The sequence below is a fragment of the Chryseolinea serpens genome, assembly GCF_900129725.1.
GTDB classification, from domain to species: domain Bacteria; phylum Bacteroidota; class Bacteroidia; order Cytophagales; family Cyclobacteriaceae; genus Chryseolinea; species Chryseolinea serpens.
The window spans coordinates 273773-291890 of record NZ_FQWQ01000005.1 but is presented as its reverse complement, the minus strand read 5'-3'; the positions used below and the strand labels follow the sequence as shown (position 1 = coordinate 291890).

Annotated in this window: 16 protein-coding genes; 9 read left to right on the top strand and 7 right to left on the bottom strand. The window is 52.8% G+C overall.

Annotated features, from left to right (window positions below):
• Positions 1–1656: a hypothetical protein gene (locus BUB30_RS29280; protein ID WP_143165131.1), complete on the top strand. Its 1656-nt coding sequence runs from the start codon at positions 1–3 to the stop codon at positions 1654–1656.
• Here BUB30_RS29280 and BUB30_RS29275 read toward each other — a convergent pair.
• A complete protein-coding gene (locus tag BUB30_RS29275) occupies positions 1646–1903 on the bottom strand; it encodes a SemiSWEET transporter (protein ID WP_073141771.1) in 258 nt (85 codons plus the stop codon). The two genes, BUB30_RS29280 and BUB30_RS29275, sit on opposite strands and share 11 nt — an antisense overlap.
• Positions 1904–2731: 828 nt before the next feature.
• Between BUB30_RS29275 and BUB30_RS29270 the strand changes: the two genes are divergently transcribed.
• Complete coding sequence (locus BUB30_RS29270) at positions 2732–3175, top strand: GNAT family N-acetyltransferase (protein WP_073141770.1); 444 nt, start codon at positions 2732–2734, stop codon at positions 3173–3175.
• Between the two features lie 6 nt (positions 3176–3181).
• On the opposite strand, the gene BUB30_RS29265 is transcribed toward BUB30_RS29270, so the two are convergent.
• The 5 genes from BUB30_RS29265 to BUB30_RS29245 all read right to left on the bottom strand — a co-directional run bounded on the left by BUB30_RS29265 (position 3182) and on the right by BUB30_RS29245 (position 8936).
• Positions 3182–4618: an aminotransferase-like domain-containing protein gene (locus BUB30_RS29265; protein ID WP_084138457.1), complete on the bottom strand. Its 1437-nt coding sequence runs from the start codon at positions 4616–4618 to the stop codon at positions 3182–3184.
• A gap of 191 nt (positions 4619–4809) precedes the next feature.
• A complete protein-coding gene (locus BUB30_RS29260; RefSeq protein ID WP_073141769.1) occupies positions 4810–5136 on the bottom strand; it encodes a hypothetical protein in 327 nt (108 codons plus the stop codon).
• A gap of 119 nt (positions 5137–5255) precedes the next feature.
• On the bottom strand, positions 5256–5891 hold the full coding sequence (locus BUB30_RS29255; protein ID WP_073141768.1) for a response regulator: 636 nt from the start codon (positions 5889–5891) through the stop codon (positions 5256–5258).
• Positions 5892–5927: 36 nt separating this feature from the next.
• Positions 5928–7775, bottom strand: coding sequence for a sensor histidine kinase (locus BUB30_RS29250; RefSeq protein ID WP_073141766.1), 1848 nt, complete (start codon positions 7773–7775; stop codon positions 5928–5930).
• Between the two features lie 108 nt (positions 7776–7883).
• Positions 7884–8936 (bottom strand): WG repeat-containing protein, encoded by a 1053-nt coding sequence (locus tag BUB30_RS29245; protein WP_073141765.1) that lies wholly within the window; start codon positions 8934–8936, stop codon positions 7884–7886.
• Between the two features lie 197 nt (positions 8937–9133).
• Here BUB30_RS29245 and BUB30_RS29240 point away from each other — a divergent pair, with 197 nt between their 5' ends.
• The 3 genes from BUB30_RS29240 (at position 9134) to BUB30_RS29230 (ending at position 13968) form a co-directional block, all read left to right on the top strand.
• Positions 9134–9952: a hypothetical protein gene (locus BUB30_RS29240; protein WP_073141763.1), complete on the top strand. Its 819-nt coding sequence runs from the start codon at positions 9134–9136 to the stop codon at positions 9950–9952.
• Positions 9953–9962: 10 nt separating this feature from the next.
• Positions 9963–10421: a hypothetical protein gene (locus BUB30_RS29235; protein ID WP_073141761.1), complete on the top strand. Its 459-nt coding sequence runs from the start codon at positions 9963–9965 to the stop codon at positions 10419–10421.
• Positions 10422–10569: 148 nt separating this feature from the next.
• The gene (locus tag BUB30_RS29230; protein ID WP_073141759.1) at positions 10570–13968 is read left to right on the top strand and encodes a TM0106 family RecB-like putative nuclease; all 3399 of its coding nucleotides are present in this window, start codon (positions 10570–10572) and stop codon (positions 13966–13968) included.
• 7 nt (positions 13969–13975) lie between these two features.
• On the opposite strand, the gene BUB30_RS29225 is transcribed toward BUB30_RS29230, so the two are convergent.
• Positions 13976–14194: a hypothetical protein gene (locus tag BUB30_RS29225; protein ID WP_073141757.1), complete on the bottom strand. Its 219-nt coding sequence runs from the start codon at positions 14192–14194 to the stop codon at positions 13976–13978.
• A 643-nt stretch (positions 14195–14837) separates the two neighbouring features.
• Between BUB30_RS29225 and BUB30_RS29215 the strand changes: the two genes are divergently transcribed.
• The 4 genes from BUB30_RS29215 to BUB30_RS29200 all read left to right on the top strand — a co-directional run bounded on the left by BUB30_RS29215 (position 14838) and on the right by BUB30_RS29200 (position 18048).
• Positions 14838–15944, top strand: a complete 1107-nt coding sequence (locus tag BUB30_RS29215) for an SPFH domain-containing protein (RefSeq protein WP_073141753.1) — start codon at positions 14838–14840, stop codon at positions 15942–15944.
• Between the two features lie 91 nt (positions 15945–16035).
• Positions 16036–17157: a TFIIB-type zinc ribbon-containing protein gene (locus BUB30_RS29210; RefSeq protein WP_073141751.1), complete on the top strand. Its 1122-nt coding sequence runs from the start codon at positions 16036–16038 to the stop codon at positions 17155–17157.
• A gap of 50 nt (positions 17158–17207) precedes the next feature.
• Positions 17208–17612, top strand: coding sequence for a DUF4259 domain-containing protein (locus BUB30_RS29205; protein ID WP_073141749.1), 405 nt, complete (start codon positions 17208–17210; stop codon positions 17610–17612).
• Between the two features lie 220 nt (positions 17613–17832).
• Positions 17833–18048: a bacteriocin immunity protein gene (locus BUB30_RS29200; protein WP_073141748.1), complete on the top strand. Its 216-nt coding sequence runs from the start codon at positions 17833–17835 to the stop codon at positions 18046–18048.
• Positions 18049–18118 lie beyond the last annotated feature (70 nt).

The window sequence follows — 18118 nt, the reverse complement described above, 5'->3', positions numbered from 1 at the left end:
ATGGAAAAAATTCTCCTGACCGTGCTGGACGCCTTCGCCTGGATCTTCAGGTTGCTGGGTGCTGACTACGAACAAGTGCGGGCCATCGTGGCCATCAAGATCGTGATGGACAACCGGCGGCAACTGGTCACCTTTCAGAAAAAAGCAAAAGAATCGGGCAACACGTTCTGGCAAACGGTATTCGTCTATATCATTTTTGGTCTCTTCATCGGCTTCCTGCTCAGCGCCATCCCCTCGTTCCGCTTTGCCATGACAGTGTTCTTCAGCTATCTCATGGTCATGATCGTGATGACGCTCATCACCGACTTCTCTTCCATCCTGCTCGACACCAGCGACAACACCATCATCCTGCCCCGGCCCGTTGACGGTCGCACGCTCTTTGTGGCGCGCGCCACGCACATCATGCTTTACCTCGGGCAACTGGCGCTGGGACTGTCCATCGTTCCCTGCATGGTGGTGTTCTTCATGCACGGATGGGCGGTGCTGCTGGCGTTTGGTGTGGGCGTTGTGCTCGCCATCCTCACGGCCGTGTTCATCACCAATGCCTTCTACTTACTGGTCATGCAATTTTCCAGCGAGGAGAAATTAAAAAACATCATCAATTATTTTCAGATCATCATGGCCGTGGCGGTGATGGGCAGCTACCAGATCCTGCCGCGCATGATGGGAAGGTTTACGGGCGAGTTTTTTGAATTCAGCCTCGACGCCTGGAGTTTTCTCATTCCACCCCTGTGGATGGCCGGCGCATTGGAAATGGTGAAGCTCCATCTTTTCGACGGTCTTCACCTGGGGTTAACTGCCTGCGCGTTGATTGTGCCCTTTGCCGGCATGTATGTCGTCAACACGTATTTGACGCCCATTTTCAACCGGAAGCTCAGCGCGCTGAGCGGCGGTGTGGACGAATCAAAAACAAAAAAAGTGGTGGTTCAAAGTGCAGCCCTTCCGTCGCGTCGCTGGTTCACGGCCTCGTCGGTCGAGCAGGGCGCTTTCGATATGGTTTCCAAATTGTTGTCGCGCGACAGGAAGATCAAGCTGAAGATCTACCCGGCGTATGGGTATGTGCTGATCCTGGGATTCATCTTTATTTTTCGCAGCAAAGATTCGCTGGAATCCACGCTGGCCCATCTCTCGGAATCCAACTATCATTTGGTGCTGATCTACCTCATGTTCATGGTGCAACAGGTGGCGTGTCACGAGATCCCGTACTCCGATGACTTCAAGGCAAGCTGGATCTATTTTTCCGCACCCTTGGCGGCACCGGGTGAAATTCTGAGCGGCACGATCAAGGCGATCTTTGCACGCTTGTTTGTTCCGGGCTATGCGGTGATCAGCGTCATCATCCTGTACGTTTGGGGGTGGCGTGTGTGGCCTGATTTAGTTTTCGGCCTGTTCAATAATATGATCATGGTGCTTTTGCTGGTCACGATCTCCAAACGGTATCTGCCGTTTTCCATGGCGCCCAGCCTGCGCACCCAAAGCGGCAACCTGGCGCGCGGGCTTTTGACCGGCGTGATGATCGGGATGTTGGGACTGATCCACTATGGCGTTACCTATCTGCCGGTGTTGCTGTGGGCGGCCATCCCAGCCCAACTGGTGGTCGTGTACTTTGCCCACCGCGACTACCAACAGACGTCGTGGGAGCAGCTTAGTCTTTGAAGCGGAGTTTGAAGAAGAGAAGGGTGGAGGCCAGCATGAGCGTGAGCATGTTAGCGGCAATCACGGGAATGTCGCGCACCAAGATGCCATAGGCCAGCCACAACGCTACGCCCAAGCAAAAAAGGGAAAACATACCCAACGAGAGGTCCTTTGCCGAACGGCTTTTCCAGGTTTTGATCACCTGGGGAAGAAAGGCTATCGTCGTTAACATTCCTGCAGCAAGTCCAAGAAGTTGTATCGTATTCATATCGTTTGTTTTAGGACAGCCCCATGGTTTATTGAGCGGGTCGTCCAGGTTATTTAACTCCCAAAGCTACCGAAACGTTGCGGTGATTCACCCTTCATGTAATTTTATTGATGCTTTCGCCGGCTACAACGATTGCGGAAATTTTAACAGATCGAACGTTGCAGGAGCTGGTTGGGGTGAGCGCGCCGGGGTAGGCCGGGGGTTGTTAATTAAGACGCGCCTTAGTAGGACAGCCTGGGGTTGAATAACCATGGGTGAACTGACAAAAGAAATTTGCGCTCAAGCCCGTAGGGCTTTCCCATCATAACGCCCGGTGCAACCGGGCGAACAGCGACTATATATAACAAACCCCAGCGGGGTTACCTTTCGAAGGGTCTCCTTGCAGATCCGATTCACACCATTATGCTTCCGAATCTCGATTTACTCGTACTCAGCATACCACACCCTGAATCTTCGATGGAACCCACACAATTTGGCACCCTAGAACATTCACACTAATATATTTGCGACCACGAATAGATTCCCACACTAAGGGTAACCCGCCTAGGCGGGTTGAAATACATGGACTCGCTTCGCCCGGTTGCACCGGGCGTTATGATGGGGAAGCCCTACGGGCTTATTCGGTTTAACGTCTTGAGCTCGCCCCTTTTTCCAAGAAAGTTGAATCACGGATAATGTGTGCATAGACCAAGCCTAACCTGGGTTTATACACGATCATCATAACTTCTGTGCTTCGGCAAGTAGGACATGATGACGGCTATGCCGAACACATTTTTTACATTTCCGTTTACTGCAATTAAGGCGCACCGATTTACTTACATTCATCTTATGAAGATTCGTCAAGCCATTCGGACAGACGCTGCGGCACTGGCGGTTTTGCTTACACAGCTGGGGTATCCGCCGCCGCAGGAGAACCTGGATTTTGTGGTTGGCAAAATTGAAACCTACAGTGCCGAAACATACCGGTTGCTCGTCTGTGAAGTAGAAGGCGAAGTGGTTGGATTCATTTCCTTGCATTGGTTTCAGATCTTTCACTCGCCCGGTAGGATGGGACGCATCACTGCTTTTTGTGTGCTTGAGCGGGTGCGCGGCCAAGGCATCGGTCAATACATGCTGGCGGAGACTGAAAAATTTCTGGTGGCCCAGGGGTGTACTTCGGTGGAGGTGACCAGCAACATGCGACGACTGCTTACGCATGATTTTTATCTCAAGCACGGCTATGCAGAAACATCGAAGCGGTTTATAAAATCGCTTGTTCCAAAGAAAAGTTAACGGGCCTTATCTCCACTCGCGCATCAACTTGCCCAGCGTCTTCAGGCCCTCTTCGATTTTTGGGTTCCACGGCTCGCCATAGCTGATGCGGAAGCAATTCTCGAATCTTCCCTGCGAAGAAAAGATCTGGCCGGGGGCAATGCCGATGTTATGTTTTAGTGCGCGTTTGTGAAGCTTATACGCATTTATTTTTTTGTTCATCTCGATCCACAGCGTGAAGCCTCCTTGCGGACGCGAGATGCAGGTGTCTTCGGGAAAATACTCACAGACCGCCTGCACATAACGGAGGGCCTGGGTGTGGAGTGCCTTGCGCAAGTGGCGGAGGTGCAACTCGAAGCGGCCTTTGCTGAGGAAGTCGGCCACGGCGGCCTGGGCCAAGGTGTTGGTGGAGACGGTGTGCATGCGCTTGAGGCGGATCACTTTGTCTTTGAACTTGCCGGGGATGGCCCAACCGATGCGATAGCCCGGGGCCAGCGATTTGGAGAAAGACGCACAATGCAACACGAGTCCTTTTTTGTCAAAACTCTTGCAGGTCTTGGGGCGGGTTTTACCAAAGTAGAGCTCGCCGTAAATGTCGTCTTCGATCAGTGGAATTTCTTTTTTGGCGAGCATGTCCACCAGCCGCTTCTTGCGGTCATCGGGCATGCAACTTCCCAGGGGATTGTTGAAGTTGCTCACCACCAGGCAGGCCTTGATGTTAAATCGGGGAATGGCTTGCTCGAGGTAGTCGATGTCCAACCCCAACACGGGGTCCGTAGGGATCTCCACCACCTTCAGCCCATGACTTTGCATCACCTGGAAAATAGCAAAGTACGTCGGGCTCTCGATCGCGATAGCATCGCCCGCATTGGTGATGGCTTTAATGCAAAGCGACAGGGCCTCCACGCAACCGGCCGTCACCACGATGTCGTTCTCGCTCGGTGTGCCTCCCCAATTAAATGCCTGTCGCGCAATTTGTTTTCGCAAGGCCACGTTGCCCTGGATATGTTCGTAGTGCAGGCAGCTTGTTTTTGATTCGCGCAGCACGTGGGTCACCGCCTTGTTGAGCTTCGCCGTGGGCAACAACTCGATGGCGGGTGCGGCCATAGAGAAATTCAAGAGCGTACGCGAGTTGAGGTCGACGTAGACGCTGTTGATCATATCGTCGATGGTAACGGGAAGGGCATCGTCGGGAGGTTCGCTGGTGCGGGGCAGGTCGAGCACATGCTCGGGGGAGTATTTCACATAATATCCCGATTGCGGCCGGGCTTCCACCAGGCCCTTGCTCTCCAATAAATAATAGGCCTGGAACGCCGTGCTCAGGCTAATGCCCTGTTCTTTGCTGAGGGCGCGGACCGACAACAATTTGTCGCCAACCTTCAGCACATTTTTTTCGATAAGCGCTTCAATGCGCTCCGCCACGGCATTGTATTTATGATCCGGCTTGGGCATCACGTCGTTCATGCTCTATTCTATTTTGGGTGAAAGGCCGATTGGAACTGATATGGTCAAAAATACCAAAATTCCAACTGTTATGAACGAGCCTGGGCGGGCAAAGATTTGATATCCCACAAAAAAAATTGGGAATCACCCACCGTGCGAGCGGTGGGGATTCCCTCTCCCTGTGTACCTAAAACTTACAGAAACTTTCTCAATTATCGGCCGATGTGCTGAACACCCTTGGCGTTGACCCACAGAGGTGTTCCGGTCGAAGCCACATTGCCTTTGGCCATCATGCTTTCGCGCGACGCTTTGGTAGCTCTCTTGGAAACAAACCAGTGTGCATCCAGCGATTTCGCGCGGATGTGAGACCGGCGCAGGCTGGGGTCATTCAGGCTTTTTTGATTGGCTACTTTTTGCACGTCCTTAGAGATGGGCCATGCCGGGTCGTTGCCCGTTTGTGCGTTGGCGAAGGAAACACTTGCCACAAATAAGGCCACCAGGGCCATGGTCTTCGTCCACACGTTCAGTCGCTTTTTCATAACACGGTTTATTTGCTCTTGTACAAATAAACGGCGCGTGGGCAGAGGCTTCCTTCAGGATATGTACCATTTGGGCCCTATGATTTTCACGGAAACGCGGCTCAGGGTTTACCCGGATGTCAGGACAGGATCTTCATTTCGATGGCCTTGCGGATGAGCTCGGCGGTGTTGTTCACTTTCATTTTCTTCAACATGTTGATGCGGTGCGACTCCACCGTGCGGATGCTGATGCCCAACAGGTCGGCGATCTGTTTGGTGCTTTTGCCCTGGGCTACCAATTCCAGCACCTCTTTTTCGCGGGGCGTTATATCTCCCACTTCAGGGAGTTCGGGGCGGGCCACGGAGTCGGCCAGGATGGACGTGATGAGGGGGCTGAAATATTTGCCACCATTAAATACCACCAGGATGGCCTTTTCCAGCTCGGGTCCTTCGATGCTTTTCAGCAAGTAGCCTTCGGCGCCGGTTTTCAGGGCGTTCATGATGTATTCGCGTTCCTCGTGCATGCTCAGCACGATGCACTTGATGGCGGGGTATTGCTTTTTCACTTTCTGCAACGCCTCCAGGCCATTCATCCCCGGCATGCTGATGTCGGTCAGGATCATGTCGGGCGACAGCTCGGCCGTGAGGGTGAGCAGGTCGGTACCATTTTCAGCTTCGCCCACAATCTCGAAGCGCTCGTTTTTGACGAGCATGGATTTGAATCCCGCGCGGATCAGCGGGTGGTCGTCGGCCAGCAGCAATCGGATGTTATTCATAAGCGGAAGATCAAGTTCACTAAGGTACGCTATAAGTTAGACAACCGGAATGTGCACTTCCACCACCGTGCCTTCGCCGGGGGAGGAGTGTATTTCGGCGCTGCCGTCGAGCAGCTTTGCCCGCTCTTTGATATTGCGCAGGCCCTGGCCTCCCTGGTGAGCTGCGGCGTGCATGTCAAAGCCTTTGCCATCGTCTTCCAGCAGCATGTAGACCTCGTCTTCGTTGTCGAGCAGGTGCAGGTTCACGTGGGTGGCCTGGGCGTGTTTCACCACATTGTTGAGGCCTTCCTGGGCGACGCGGAAGAGGGCGATGTTCACTTCAAAATTGAGGGAGTGCTCGAACTCTTTGATGTAGCGGAAGTCGATGGTGAACGTTGCATATTTTCTCACGTTGTCGCACAACCCTTTCAAGGCCGCCTCCAGGCCAAAGTCCACCAGCGCCTGGGGCATCACGTTGTAGGAAATGCGCTTCACTTCGGCAATGGTGTCGTTGATGTGGCCTTTGATCTCTTCTTTCCACACGGTGCTGCCGTCGAGGGCGTCTACGCGCATGCGGATGGCGGTGAGCAATTGTCCTACGCCGTCGTGCAGATCTTTGATGATGCGGCGGCGCTCGTTCTCCTGGCCTTCCAGCAGGGCGGCGGCCCGTTCGCGTGCGCTTTTCAATTCGCGCTCATTCATGCTGCGCAAGGCATCGCGCATGTGGATGAGTGCCAGACCCAGCGCATCCTTGTCGCTGAGCGTGGTGAAGGTCGTATTGAAATTTCCCGCCCCGATCTCCTTGGCAAAGGTGGTGGTGCGCTCCAGCCCTTCCGTGAGCTGATAGATCGCGTTGGCCATTTGCCCCACCTCATCCGACGATGTGATGTGCCGGCTTCCCGAAGGGATCATGCCTTTGGACAACGTGACGATGATCTCTCGCAATTGCAGGATGGGCCGCGCGATGGCGTTGGAAACAAAATAGGTGACCACCACAATGAAGAGCAGCACGATGAGCGTGATGGCGATGAGATAATTGCGCAGCCGTATGATCGGCTCCATCGCCTCGCTCAGGTCGATCTCCGAAATGATGGCCCACGTCAGTCCCGGCACATCGGCCGCGCGATAAACACTCAGGGCGCGCTCGCCGCGATAGTCCGTCACGATGCCGCGGCCCGACCCTTGTTTGAACGAGTTCCGCGCTGCGTCGGTCTCCACACGCACCGATCCGGGAGGGGCGTCCAACCGGAAGCGCGACGTCGAGCGCATCACATAGTCGTCGCCCACGATGTAGGATTCCCCCGTGCTGCCCATGCCGGTGGTCTCCAGCAAAATGCGCTGGATCTTTTCGAAGTTCTCTTGCACCAGCACAATGCCCACCCGTTTCTGGTCTTCCAGGATAGGCACATAATAAAAAAGAAAAGTTTGTTTGTCGCCAATGGCCGGCGAGGCGTCGATGATCCAGAGGCGGTTGGGCTCCTTGGCCACCACGGTCTCGACGCGTTGCATGAGGCCGTCGGGATACATGGTGCTGTCGGTGCTGAACAGTTGTGTGTGATCGGCGTCGAACAGGTGAAGGTTGCGGAAGTTGTAGAGGCGGCAGATGTTGTAGAGGTCGGACAGGTCGTGATCGCGCTCCGCTTGTTTTGTCTGGACCAGGCGGTGGTGCACATGCAGGAATTTATCTTCCAGCGAAAGTGCTTCCAGGTTTTGTTGCGAGCGGAAGAAGTGGTTCTCGATGAGCTCCTTCTTCAGGATGTTGATGGACGACAACTGGTCGAGCGTGCGTTGAATGAGGATCTCACCCACCAGCACATAGACGATGGCCGACAACATGACGATGGCCAGCAACCCGATGATGGTATGCGAAAAGAACAGCTTCTTGAAAATGTTCAGGTTCCTCATTCGCCTGGGGGTGAATCCCTTTGCAAATGAAAGGTATCCTTCCCGACAAAAAAAATGTAGCGGCGAACCTTCACCGCTACATTTTCCTATACTTGGTCTACCCGTGAATTACTTCACCAGCTCCATATCCTTGATGTGGTCGAACTTCGGTTGGATCACCCAGTTGCCCGATTCGTCGATGATGCCCCACAGTTCGCCTTGCTTGGCGGCGGCATAGCCGTTCACAAAATCGCGGGAGCCGTCAAACTGGGGTTGGATGGCCCACTCGCCCTTGGTGTTGAAGAAGCCTACTTTGCCGTTTTTGCGACCTTGGGCCAAGCCGTTGGAGAAATCTCCCCAGAGGTCGGTGTCGGGCACTTTCATCACGTTGCCGGAGGTGTTCACGTAGGCCCATCCGCTGGCATCCTTTACGCGGGCCATGCCGCTTTTGGGATCGAAATCTTTGCCGGTATCAAATGTCGGCTTAATGACCCAATCGCCTTTTGTGTTGATGTAGCCCACTTTTTTGTCAAATGTTTTTGCCCAGGCCAGGCCACCTTTAAAGTAGCCTACGCTCTCGAATTGTGGGGCGATGGCAATCTTTCCATTGGTGCCCAGGAAACCTGCTTTTTTATCGGCGGTTTTGCAGGGGGCCAGGTTTTCGGAAAAGCCTTTCACGTCTATGACGCTGGCGTCAACCGGTATTTCTTCGCCTTGGGTGTTGAGGATAAAATGTTTCTCGCCTAGTTCCACAGGCACGAAGCCGTCGTCGAAGTCGGTCACGTGGTCATACTTGGCAGGGATGGCGAGCTTGCCATTTGTGTTGAGATATCCCCATTTGTCCTCGACCCTGACGGGCACCAGTCCGTCTTCAAAACCTTTGAGATCGAAGCCCAAACCGTCTATGAGTTTAAACTTTTTTACTTCCGAATTCAGTTTCTCGCCTTTCAGGTTGATGAAATAATATTGTTTGGCATCCTTGTCGTAGATGGGTGCCCAGCCATCGGCCGAAAACTGATAGCATTTTTCATATTCTGCAGGGATGATGAGGTCGCCTTTCAGATTGGCGTATCCCCATTTCTTGTTACCGGCCGGTTGTACTTGCGTGACCAAGGTTTGCGAGAAGGCTGTGAGCGACAGGCTCATCACAGCCAAAACACTAAAGAGAGACTTCATTTTCATAAGAGATAGTTTTTTTAACAATGTACAAATTTTAAGGGTAAGCTTTATCGCGAGAGTGTACGGAAATTCATGTTCCGGGGATGAAGATTTTGTGAAAAGATTGCGTGCTCGCGTCAATAAAATTTAACGGACACTTAAATGTTTGGCGATGAATGTTATCTTGTCGGGACAATGGCTTGTACCGAATCTTAAATTTCATGACGCATCGTTTTAAAGTAACTATCGCCCACCCTCCGTTTTTATTGTCCATTCTCGTCTTCGCGCTTTTGCTGGCGCAAGGGTGCTCTCCCCGGAAACGGGACGCAAAGGAAGAACAGATCCGCATTGAAAGTCCTGCCGAAGTAAAGCCTGACTCCAATCTTGTAAATTCCATACAAGGCAATACGACCCCTGGCCAAATTCCCATCACACCCCATGAGGTCTTGCTGACCGGCCTTGACGAACACCGGCTGGTGACGATCTATAAAGACCGGCGGCCTGCCGCTACAAAGAGCTATAATACCGATGATTACCTCTATGGGAAACGCTCGTATGACTATGAAAGCGACCGTGAAGAACATTATATGCCAGGCTTGGACCTGCTCTATGGTTACAATTTGCTTAACGTCGCTCACTACGATCTTAAAGCCGAGAAGTTGAACCTGCTATTCGAGCAACCCGTGTTGGTGAAGTCGTTGTACTATCCTTCGTTCATCCAGGATTCCTTGTATGAGAAGCCCATCACACGAAACTACTATCTCGTGTCTGTGTACGACGCCGATACCAATCAGGACACACTCATCAACCGCAAGGACCTGCGCCGGTTTTATTATTTCGATGCGACCGCCGCGCAAAAAGTTCAGCTTCTTCCCGCCGACTATTCGGCTGTGCGCTCGCAATACGATCCGAAAAATGATGTGATGTATATTTTCGCAAGACAGGATGCCAACCACGATGGCACGACCAAACCCGACGAGCCGTTGCATATTTTTTGGGTGAGCTTGAAGACGCCGCAGGTCGCCAAACGATTGTATTGATCTTGTTCTTATGAAAAAATTCGAAGCGCTGTTCGCCACCCTTTTCCTTGGTGGCATTTTCCTGGAAATTTTTGAATGGAAGACGGCCATCATCCCGTTCTGTGCCTCCATCGTTCTGGCCCTTTTTTATCAGTTCCTGGGAGTGTTCTATTTTAATGGCATCGCCCTGCGGGATATATTCAACAAATCGGCTTATGCGCAGACATCCGTTTTGAGGCTCCTGGGGACTTTTCTTCTGGCTGGCGGCTCGATGGGTGTTCTGGTATTCTCCGCAGTCTACTTTCTGTTCCGTTATATCGGCGGCCAGGAAATATTCCTCATTGGCGCATTTTCAGGGTTGGTTACTTTGATTGTTTCGTTCGTACGCTATCAGAAAAAAAAGGATTTATTTTACGTGCGCATCGGCGTTCGAATTGTATTGCTGATCGTACTCAATGTGGTGTTGCTTCTGGTTGTTCCACAAAGGTAGCCCCGCACGCCGGCGGAAGTCACTCATCGCCGAACTTTCCTCCTGCTCAAAATATCCCTAACTTAACCCACCCTTCATCGTTTATTCATCCTGAATCCACAGCAAGGATTTGTGATGGAATGTTCCGATTCATTTACTATTTTTTCGCATGCGTAACGTTTCCGGTATTTTATTTTTAGCGGCTACCGATCTTTCCAACTATCTCGGCTGCAAACACCTCTCGCAACTCGATCGCGCTGTCGCCAACAAAGAACTGGCAAAGCCCGACTGGTTCGACCCCGCCTTGGCCGTATTGGCCAAACGTGGCGAACAACATGAAGCCGCCTACGTGGAACATCTGCGCCAAAAGGGACTCACCATCGTCGACCTGAAAAACAAACCGACGGAAGAAACGGTAAAAGCCATGGCCACAGGGGTGGACGTCATCACGCAAGCGACACTGTCGGAAGGCGTCTGGAACGGTAAGGCCGACATCCTTCTGAAAATTCCCGGCACCAGCCGGTTTGGTGATTGGTCCTATGAAGTGCTGGATACCAAGCTTTCTCAAAACACCCGCGCCGGCACCATCCTGCAACTGTGTCTCTATACGGACCTGTTGGCGCGGTTGCAAGGCCACACGCCGTGGAAAATGTACGTGGTGAAGCCGGGGGATGATTTCCCTACAGAAGAATTTTTGTTTACCGATTTCCGGGCCTACTATACTTTGATCCGCAAAAATTTCGAAGCGGTCATGCTCGGTCCCGCATTGAACATCTATCCCGATCCCGTCACACACTGCGCCATTTGTCGCTGGTGGAAACATTGCGATACCCGGCGTCACGACGACGATCACTTGTCGCTGATCGCCGGCATCCGCACGGCCCACCGCCAGGAGTTGCAGCATCAACAGATCGACACGCTGGAACAATTTGCGCAATTGACCTTGCCCCTGCCCGAAAAACCAAAGCGGGGAAACGCAGAAGCCTATGTCTCGCTGCACGATCAGGCCCTCATTCAATGGGAGGGACGCGTGCAGGACAAGCTCCTCTACAAAACCCTGACCCCCGAACCCGGACGCGGTTTTTTCCGCCTGCCCGAACCCAACAAAGGCGACGTGTATTTCGATATCGAAGGCGATCCCTTCTTCGGCAACGGCGGCCTGGAATATTTGTTGGGCTATGCTTTCCAGGACGACACCGGAACGCTGACCTATCGCGCCCAATGGGCGATGGACGTCGCGACGGAGAAAAAAATCTTTGAACAATTCATCGACGTGGTGATGGAGCGGTGGCGGCGTCATCCCAACTTCTATATCTATCACTACGGCATTTACGAACCCGGCGCCATCAAACGCCTGGCCAGCCGCCACAGCACACGCGCCGACGAAGTAGACCAGTTGTTGCGGGCCGAGCGGTTCATCGATCTCCACATGGTGATCCGCGAAAGTCTGAAAGCGAGTGTGGAGCACTATTCGCTGAAGGACCTGGAAAAATTTACAACCTATCAACGCGACATCGAGTTGCCCACCGCCAGCGCTTGTCGCCGGGCATTGGAACGCGCACTGGAACTCAACGAAGTGCCCGCGCTCTCGAATGACATCCGTGAAGTGGTGGAGCGCTATAACGAAGACGACTGTCGCGCCACGCAAGCCCTGCACCTTTGGCTCGAAGTACTCCGAGGCGAAGCGGTGGCTGGCGGCGTCTCCATCGGCCGCCCTGAGGTAAAGACAGGTGAGGCGAGCGATAACGTTCGTGACATTCAAACACGGGCGTTGGCTCTTTTCAAAGGTCTAACGGCAAAGCTACCAGAAGACCGCGAAACCTGGACGGACGTCCACAAAGGAAAGTGGCTGCTGGCTCACCTGATCGACTACTTCCGCCGCGAAGACAAAAGTGCGTGGTGGGATTATTTTCGCGTGCATGAGATGGACCGGGAAGCCCTGCTGGAAGAACGAAAAGGGCTCGCCGGACTGGAGTATATCGGGCCCGTCATCACCCCGGCCAAAATGAAGGTGTCGGTGCACCGCTACAGCTATCCGCCACAAGAAGTGAGCATGGATGAAGACGATGAGTTGCATGAAGTGAAAGGGGCCAAAATCGGCAGCGTGTATGCCATTCATCTGAGTCACTATACCATCGACATCAAGAAGACCGCAAAGACGGCCGACCGTCATCCCCAAGCCGTGCACGTGATGGAACGCATCGACCCCGGCCCGCTCGTCACTTCCATCATGGACCTGGCCAACGACATCATCGAAGACGGTCTCGACAACGAGTGGCCACATCGCGCAGCCAAGCATTTGCTGCTAAAGAAAAAACCAAGACTGTTAACGCCAGTCGCCGGGCCGCTGCTTTTGCCGCAGGAAGATCTCGGGCAAGGCGCTATACGGCTGGCACTGCAGTTGGATAAAAGTGTACTCGCCATTCAAGGGCCTCCGGGCACTGGCAAAACTCACACCGGCGCCGACATGATCCTGGCCCTTGTGCGCGCCGGGAAAAAAGTCGGGGTCACGGCCGTGGGTCATAAAGTGATCCGCAACCTGTTGGAGAAAGTGGTGGAACATGCCGCAAAGGAAAACTTGACCGTGAGCTGTGTCCACAAAGTGACAGACAAAAGCGAAACGCCAACGTCCGGTATCACGGAAGTGACAAAAACAGAAGAAGTTATCCAGGCGCTGGGCCAGGGAAAAATTGTCGGTGGGACGGCATGGCTCTGGTCCGATAAGAAAGCTGCTTTGGCATTGGATTATTTATTTGTGGACGAAGCCGGGCAAATGTCCCTCAGCCAGGTGCTGGCCGCGACACCGTCGGCGCACAACCTTATTCTGCTTGGCGACCCACAACAATTGGAACAACCCCAACGCGGCGCTCACCCCGAGGGCAGCGACGTGGCCGCCCTCACCTACCTGCTGGATGGTCACCAAACCATTCCCGACGACCGCGGTATTTTTCTGGGCGTAACACGACGCCTGCATCCCAACCTGTGTGCGTTCACATCGGAGCTCTTTTACGAAAGCCGTTTGAAATCGCTTCCCGGTTTGGAGCGTCAACAGATCCATGGCCCGATACCGTTTACGGGTGGTGGACTTTATTATGTTCCTGTCGATCATGAAGGATCTCAAAGCCGTTCGGACGAAGAGATCGCGGTCATTGCCAACCTGGTGGAAACGCTGACGAGTCGTGGCGCGACATGGACCGATGCCGAAGGTGTGGTGTCGCCGCTCACAAAAAATGATATTCTCATTGTCGCCCCGTACAACGCCCAGGTTAGTGGTTTACGCGAAAAAATACAGGATGTAAAGATCGGCACGGTCGACAAGTTCCAGGGGCAGCAGGCGCCGGTGGTGATCTATTCCATGACCGCGTCGTCGACGGAAGATGCACCGCGGGGGATGAGCTTTTTGTATAATCCCAATCGCCTCAACGTGGCCACGAGTCGCGCGAAATGCATTTGCATTTTGGTGGCTTCTCCCAGGTTGCTGGAGCCCGAATGTCACACGATCGACCAGATGAAATGGGCCAACGCCTTATGCCGGTTTGGGGAGATGGCTACGCGGGTCGAAATGTAAGCCGTTCTTAATATTCTAACATGTCATTCAGCTCACACCAGCTTCCCTGGCAGGTGAATACATATTCGTCAACGGCACGCCTGAATGCCGCTTCTACTTTTTTTGCGCTCCGGCCTTCGAAGGTGATCATGCGGTCGATCTCCAGGATGCGGCCGGAAAGGAGTTTCTCTTCGGCGTTGAATTCGATCCTCGCCTTAAAGCCTTTGTAGAGCAGTACGTTGTTCATGTTTCAATGTCGGCAGGATGTATGGGCATGATCGTGTGAGGATGTATGAAAAACATACATTGGCCTGACGCAAGGTTTTATTGGAGATTCCTGGATTTCAAAAGTTTGATCATCGTCCATTGAAGTTCGTCCTGTTCATATCCCGAATCATCGCGATGTCCATAGGTTTTGAAAGCCCGCCTTTGTTGGTGTTCTTCACCAACAAATTCAGCTACCCACATTCCTTTTCAGACACCACTCACTTCTTCTTCCTCGGCGGAAATATTGAACCCTTCTCGATGTCGTTATAATAAATAGCGGTCTTCCCGCCCCATCCCACCACCCAAAATTTATCGCCTGAATCTGGGTACGACACCTGGCTCCATTTTTCGGGAGGCATCTTTATCGAATTCCACAACGCAAGCATATCCTGTTCCATTTCTGCTTCCCCTCAGCGATCAAGTTCATTATTTTGTCGAGGGAAATGGGTTTCCATGTCATAGTTTATACGGGTTTAGTCGTTGCGCCCCGATGTGGTGTGCCATCCCATCCTTCAAATTTTTATCAATTCCCAGGATTTAATAAAAAAGGGCGCGTACTGAAAAACAAGCTAATCTCTTTTTATTTACCTTTTCATGTAAATCATCACCAAAAGATCAACACCATGGGCCTCTGGGATAAGCTTAAAAATGAACTCATCGACATTATTGAGTGGAAAGACGACAGCAACAACACGATGGTGTGGCGTTTTCCGCGTTACCAGGATGAAATCAAGAACGGCGCACAACTCACGGTGCGCGAGAGCCAGGTAGCGGTGTTTGTGAACGAAGGCCAGATCGCCGATGTGTTCAAGCCCGGCCGCTACGAGCTCACCACCCAGAACATGCCCATCCTCACCACGTTGCGCGGATGGAAATATGGCTTCAACAGCCCCTTCAAGGTGGACATCTTCTTTGTGAACACGAAAAATTTTACCGACAACAAGTGGGGTACCAAAAACCCCATCATGTTGCGCGACGCCGAGTTCGGGCCCATCCGCCTGCGCGCTTTCGGTTCGTTTGCCATCAAGATCACCGACGCCGGGAAATTCATCAAAGAGATCGCGGGCACACAAGCCCACTTCACCACCGACGAAGTGACGGAGCAACTGCGCAACCTCGTGGTGACGCGCTTTTCGGATGCCATCGGCGAAAGCAAAATACCCGTGCTGGATCTGGCGGCGAACTATGATGAGCTCTCGAAATTCATCAGCGGCAAGATCAACCCCGAGTTTGGCGAATACGGTTTGGAAGTGACCAAGTTCCTGGTAGAAAACATCTCCCTTCCCACGGAAGTGGAACAAGCCCTCGACAAGCGCAGCAGCATGGGCATTTTGGGCAACCTCAATCAATACGCCCAGTTTCAAGCCGCCAATGCCATGGAGGCCGCGGCCAAAAATCCGGGTGGCGATGCCGGCGCGGGCATCGGCATGGGCATGGGTTTTGCCATGGCCCAACAAATGGGACAAGCTTTCAACGCACAAAATCAACAGCAAGCGCCACAAGGTCCCCCGCCAATTCCCGGCAGCAACGTGCAATATTTTGTGGCCGTCAACGGCCAGCAACAAGGCCCGTTCAACCTCGCTGCCCTGCAACAAATGACCCAGCAAGGCTCGCTGACCCGCGAGACCCTGGTGTGGAAGCAAGGCATGGCCGGTTGGATAAAAGCAAGCGACACGCCCGACCTGGGAAGTCTGTTTGGCGCAATTCCCCCGCCATTACCCCCTCAATAAATAAAAAAATATAGGCTCATCATGTTTCCATTGTATCCAGAGGGTGCCCTGGAATTCTGAAAATACGATCGCAAAAAAATGAGTTTGTCCCATGAGTGATTTTACGGAAGCCACCAAGGCGGTGAGCAACGAGTTGGCCTGCGCCGGGTGTGGCGCCATTTTAAAGTTCAAGCCCGGCACACTCAACCTCGTATGCGAATATTGCGGGGCACAAAATCCCATCACACAACCGGATGTAAAAAACGAGATCGAAGAGATCGGCCTCGACGATTTTCTCGCCCGCAATTTCAACAACGAGGAAAAGATCGAGGTGGCCACCGTGAAGTGCGAAAGCTGCGGGGCCACGTCAACGCTAGACCCGCGGATCAGTTCGGATAAATGTCCGTTTTGCGCGGCGACGCTGGTGGTGAAAAGCGGGACCACCTCAACGCTTCACAAGCCACAGTATGTGCTGCCGTTTGGGATCGACATCCAGAAGGCCTCGGCCAATTTTAAATCCTGGATGAACCGGTTGTGGTTTGCACCCAACGATCTAAAAAAATATGCCGACAGCGCCGACAAGCTCAACGGCATGTACCTCCCCTTCTGGACGTTCGACTGCAACACGTCCTCGAGTTATACGGGCCAGCGTGGCGAAGATTATTATGTGAACGAATCCTACACCACCACCGAAAACGGGAAGACCGTTACCCGGACACGGCAGGTGACCAAGACGCGATGGTATCCCGCGTCGGGCAACGTGAGCAACGCCTTCGACGACCTGCTGATCGAAGCCACGCGCTCGCTCAACCCGGGCAAGCTCCGGGCGCTCGAACCGTGGGATCTGAAAAATCTGCTGGCCTACAACGACAAATTCCTCAGCGGCTTTCGCACCGAAACGTATGCCGTGGACGTGAAGCAGGGCTACACGGAAGCCAAGCAACGGATGGAGCCCGAAATACGCTCCACCATTTGCCGCGACATCGGTGGCGACCGGCAGATGATCCATTTTGTGAACACCACCTACCGCAATCCAACCTTTAAACACATTTTGTTGCCGGTGTGGATCAGCGCTTACCGCTACAACAACAAAGTATACCAGTTTCTGGTGAATGCCCGGACTGGTGAGGTGCAGGGAGAGCGTCCGTATAGCGCAGTGAAGATCGCATTGGCCGTGATCTGTGGATTGGTGCTGGCCATCCTTCTCTACAGCCTCTTTGGACAATCAAATTAAGACCGGGTGAGTTCCGGCGCTTGAAGAACGTAAGACAAACTGATTTCAATATGGGCACCTGGGCACACGGAAATTTCGAGAACGACATTGCGTTGGACTGGGTTGGCGATTTCGAAGAAAAGCCGCACAAAGCTTTCCTGGAAAAAAGTATCCAGGCCGTCCTGACCCCCAACTACATCGATGCGCACGATGCCAGCATGGCATTGGCCGCGCTGGAAGTGGTGGCCTGGGCAAACGGAAAGCCCGCAAAAGATTTCCCCAACCTGAACATTGCCCTGAAACCCGACGACCTGCGATCGAAATTTGACAGGGATTTTTATGCTACCTGCAACAAGGCCGTTGACACCGTGATGCGGCCAACAAACAATGAGATCATGGAGCTATGGGAAGAGACGGGCGAACTGGGGGAGTGGCGCAAAGTGCAGGAAGATCTGAGAAAAAGAATACAGGAATAGGGTAGGACCGGTCGCGGGTCAGCCTTTGTTTACAAAAAACGACATGCCCACAGGGCCGGCCATTCTTTTTGTAAAGAATAGTGCTACATTTTTTGAGTTTTCCAAAACTATTTTCAATATCGCGTGGCGTCCGGTATAGCGGGTTCCATGAAAAAATAGGATATTACGTTAGTATCGCAAACATTTGTGTTAGAACGCGTGTTCACTAAGAAATAGCATTATGGAAGGAAAAAAACTAAGCCGGGAAGACCTCATCGAATTAGCCAGAAAAATTATCAACGCCGATACCGAGACGGAAGAAGAGGATGATGAGTTGATCGAGCTTTTTTTAAAGAGCGTTCCAGACCCCAATGCCAGCGACTATTTCTTTGCCGAAGAATACGACGGCCTCACCCCCGAACAAATCGTCGACAAAGCCTTGGCCTACAAGCCTTGATATTGCTTTCCCGCCAGGGTTAGCCTTTGTCATCCCGCCAGCTTAGCATCGCATACCGCGGACCGGTTTC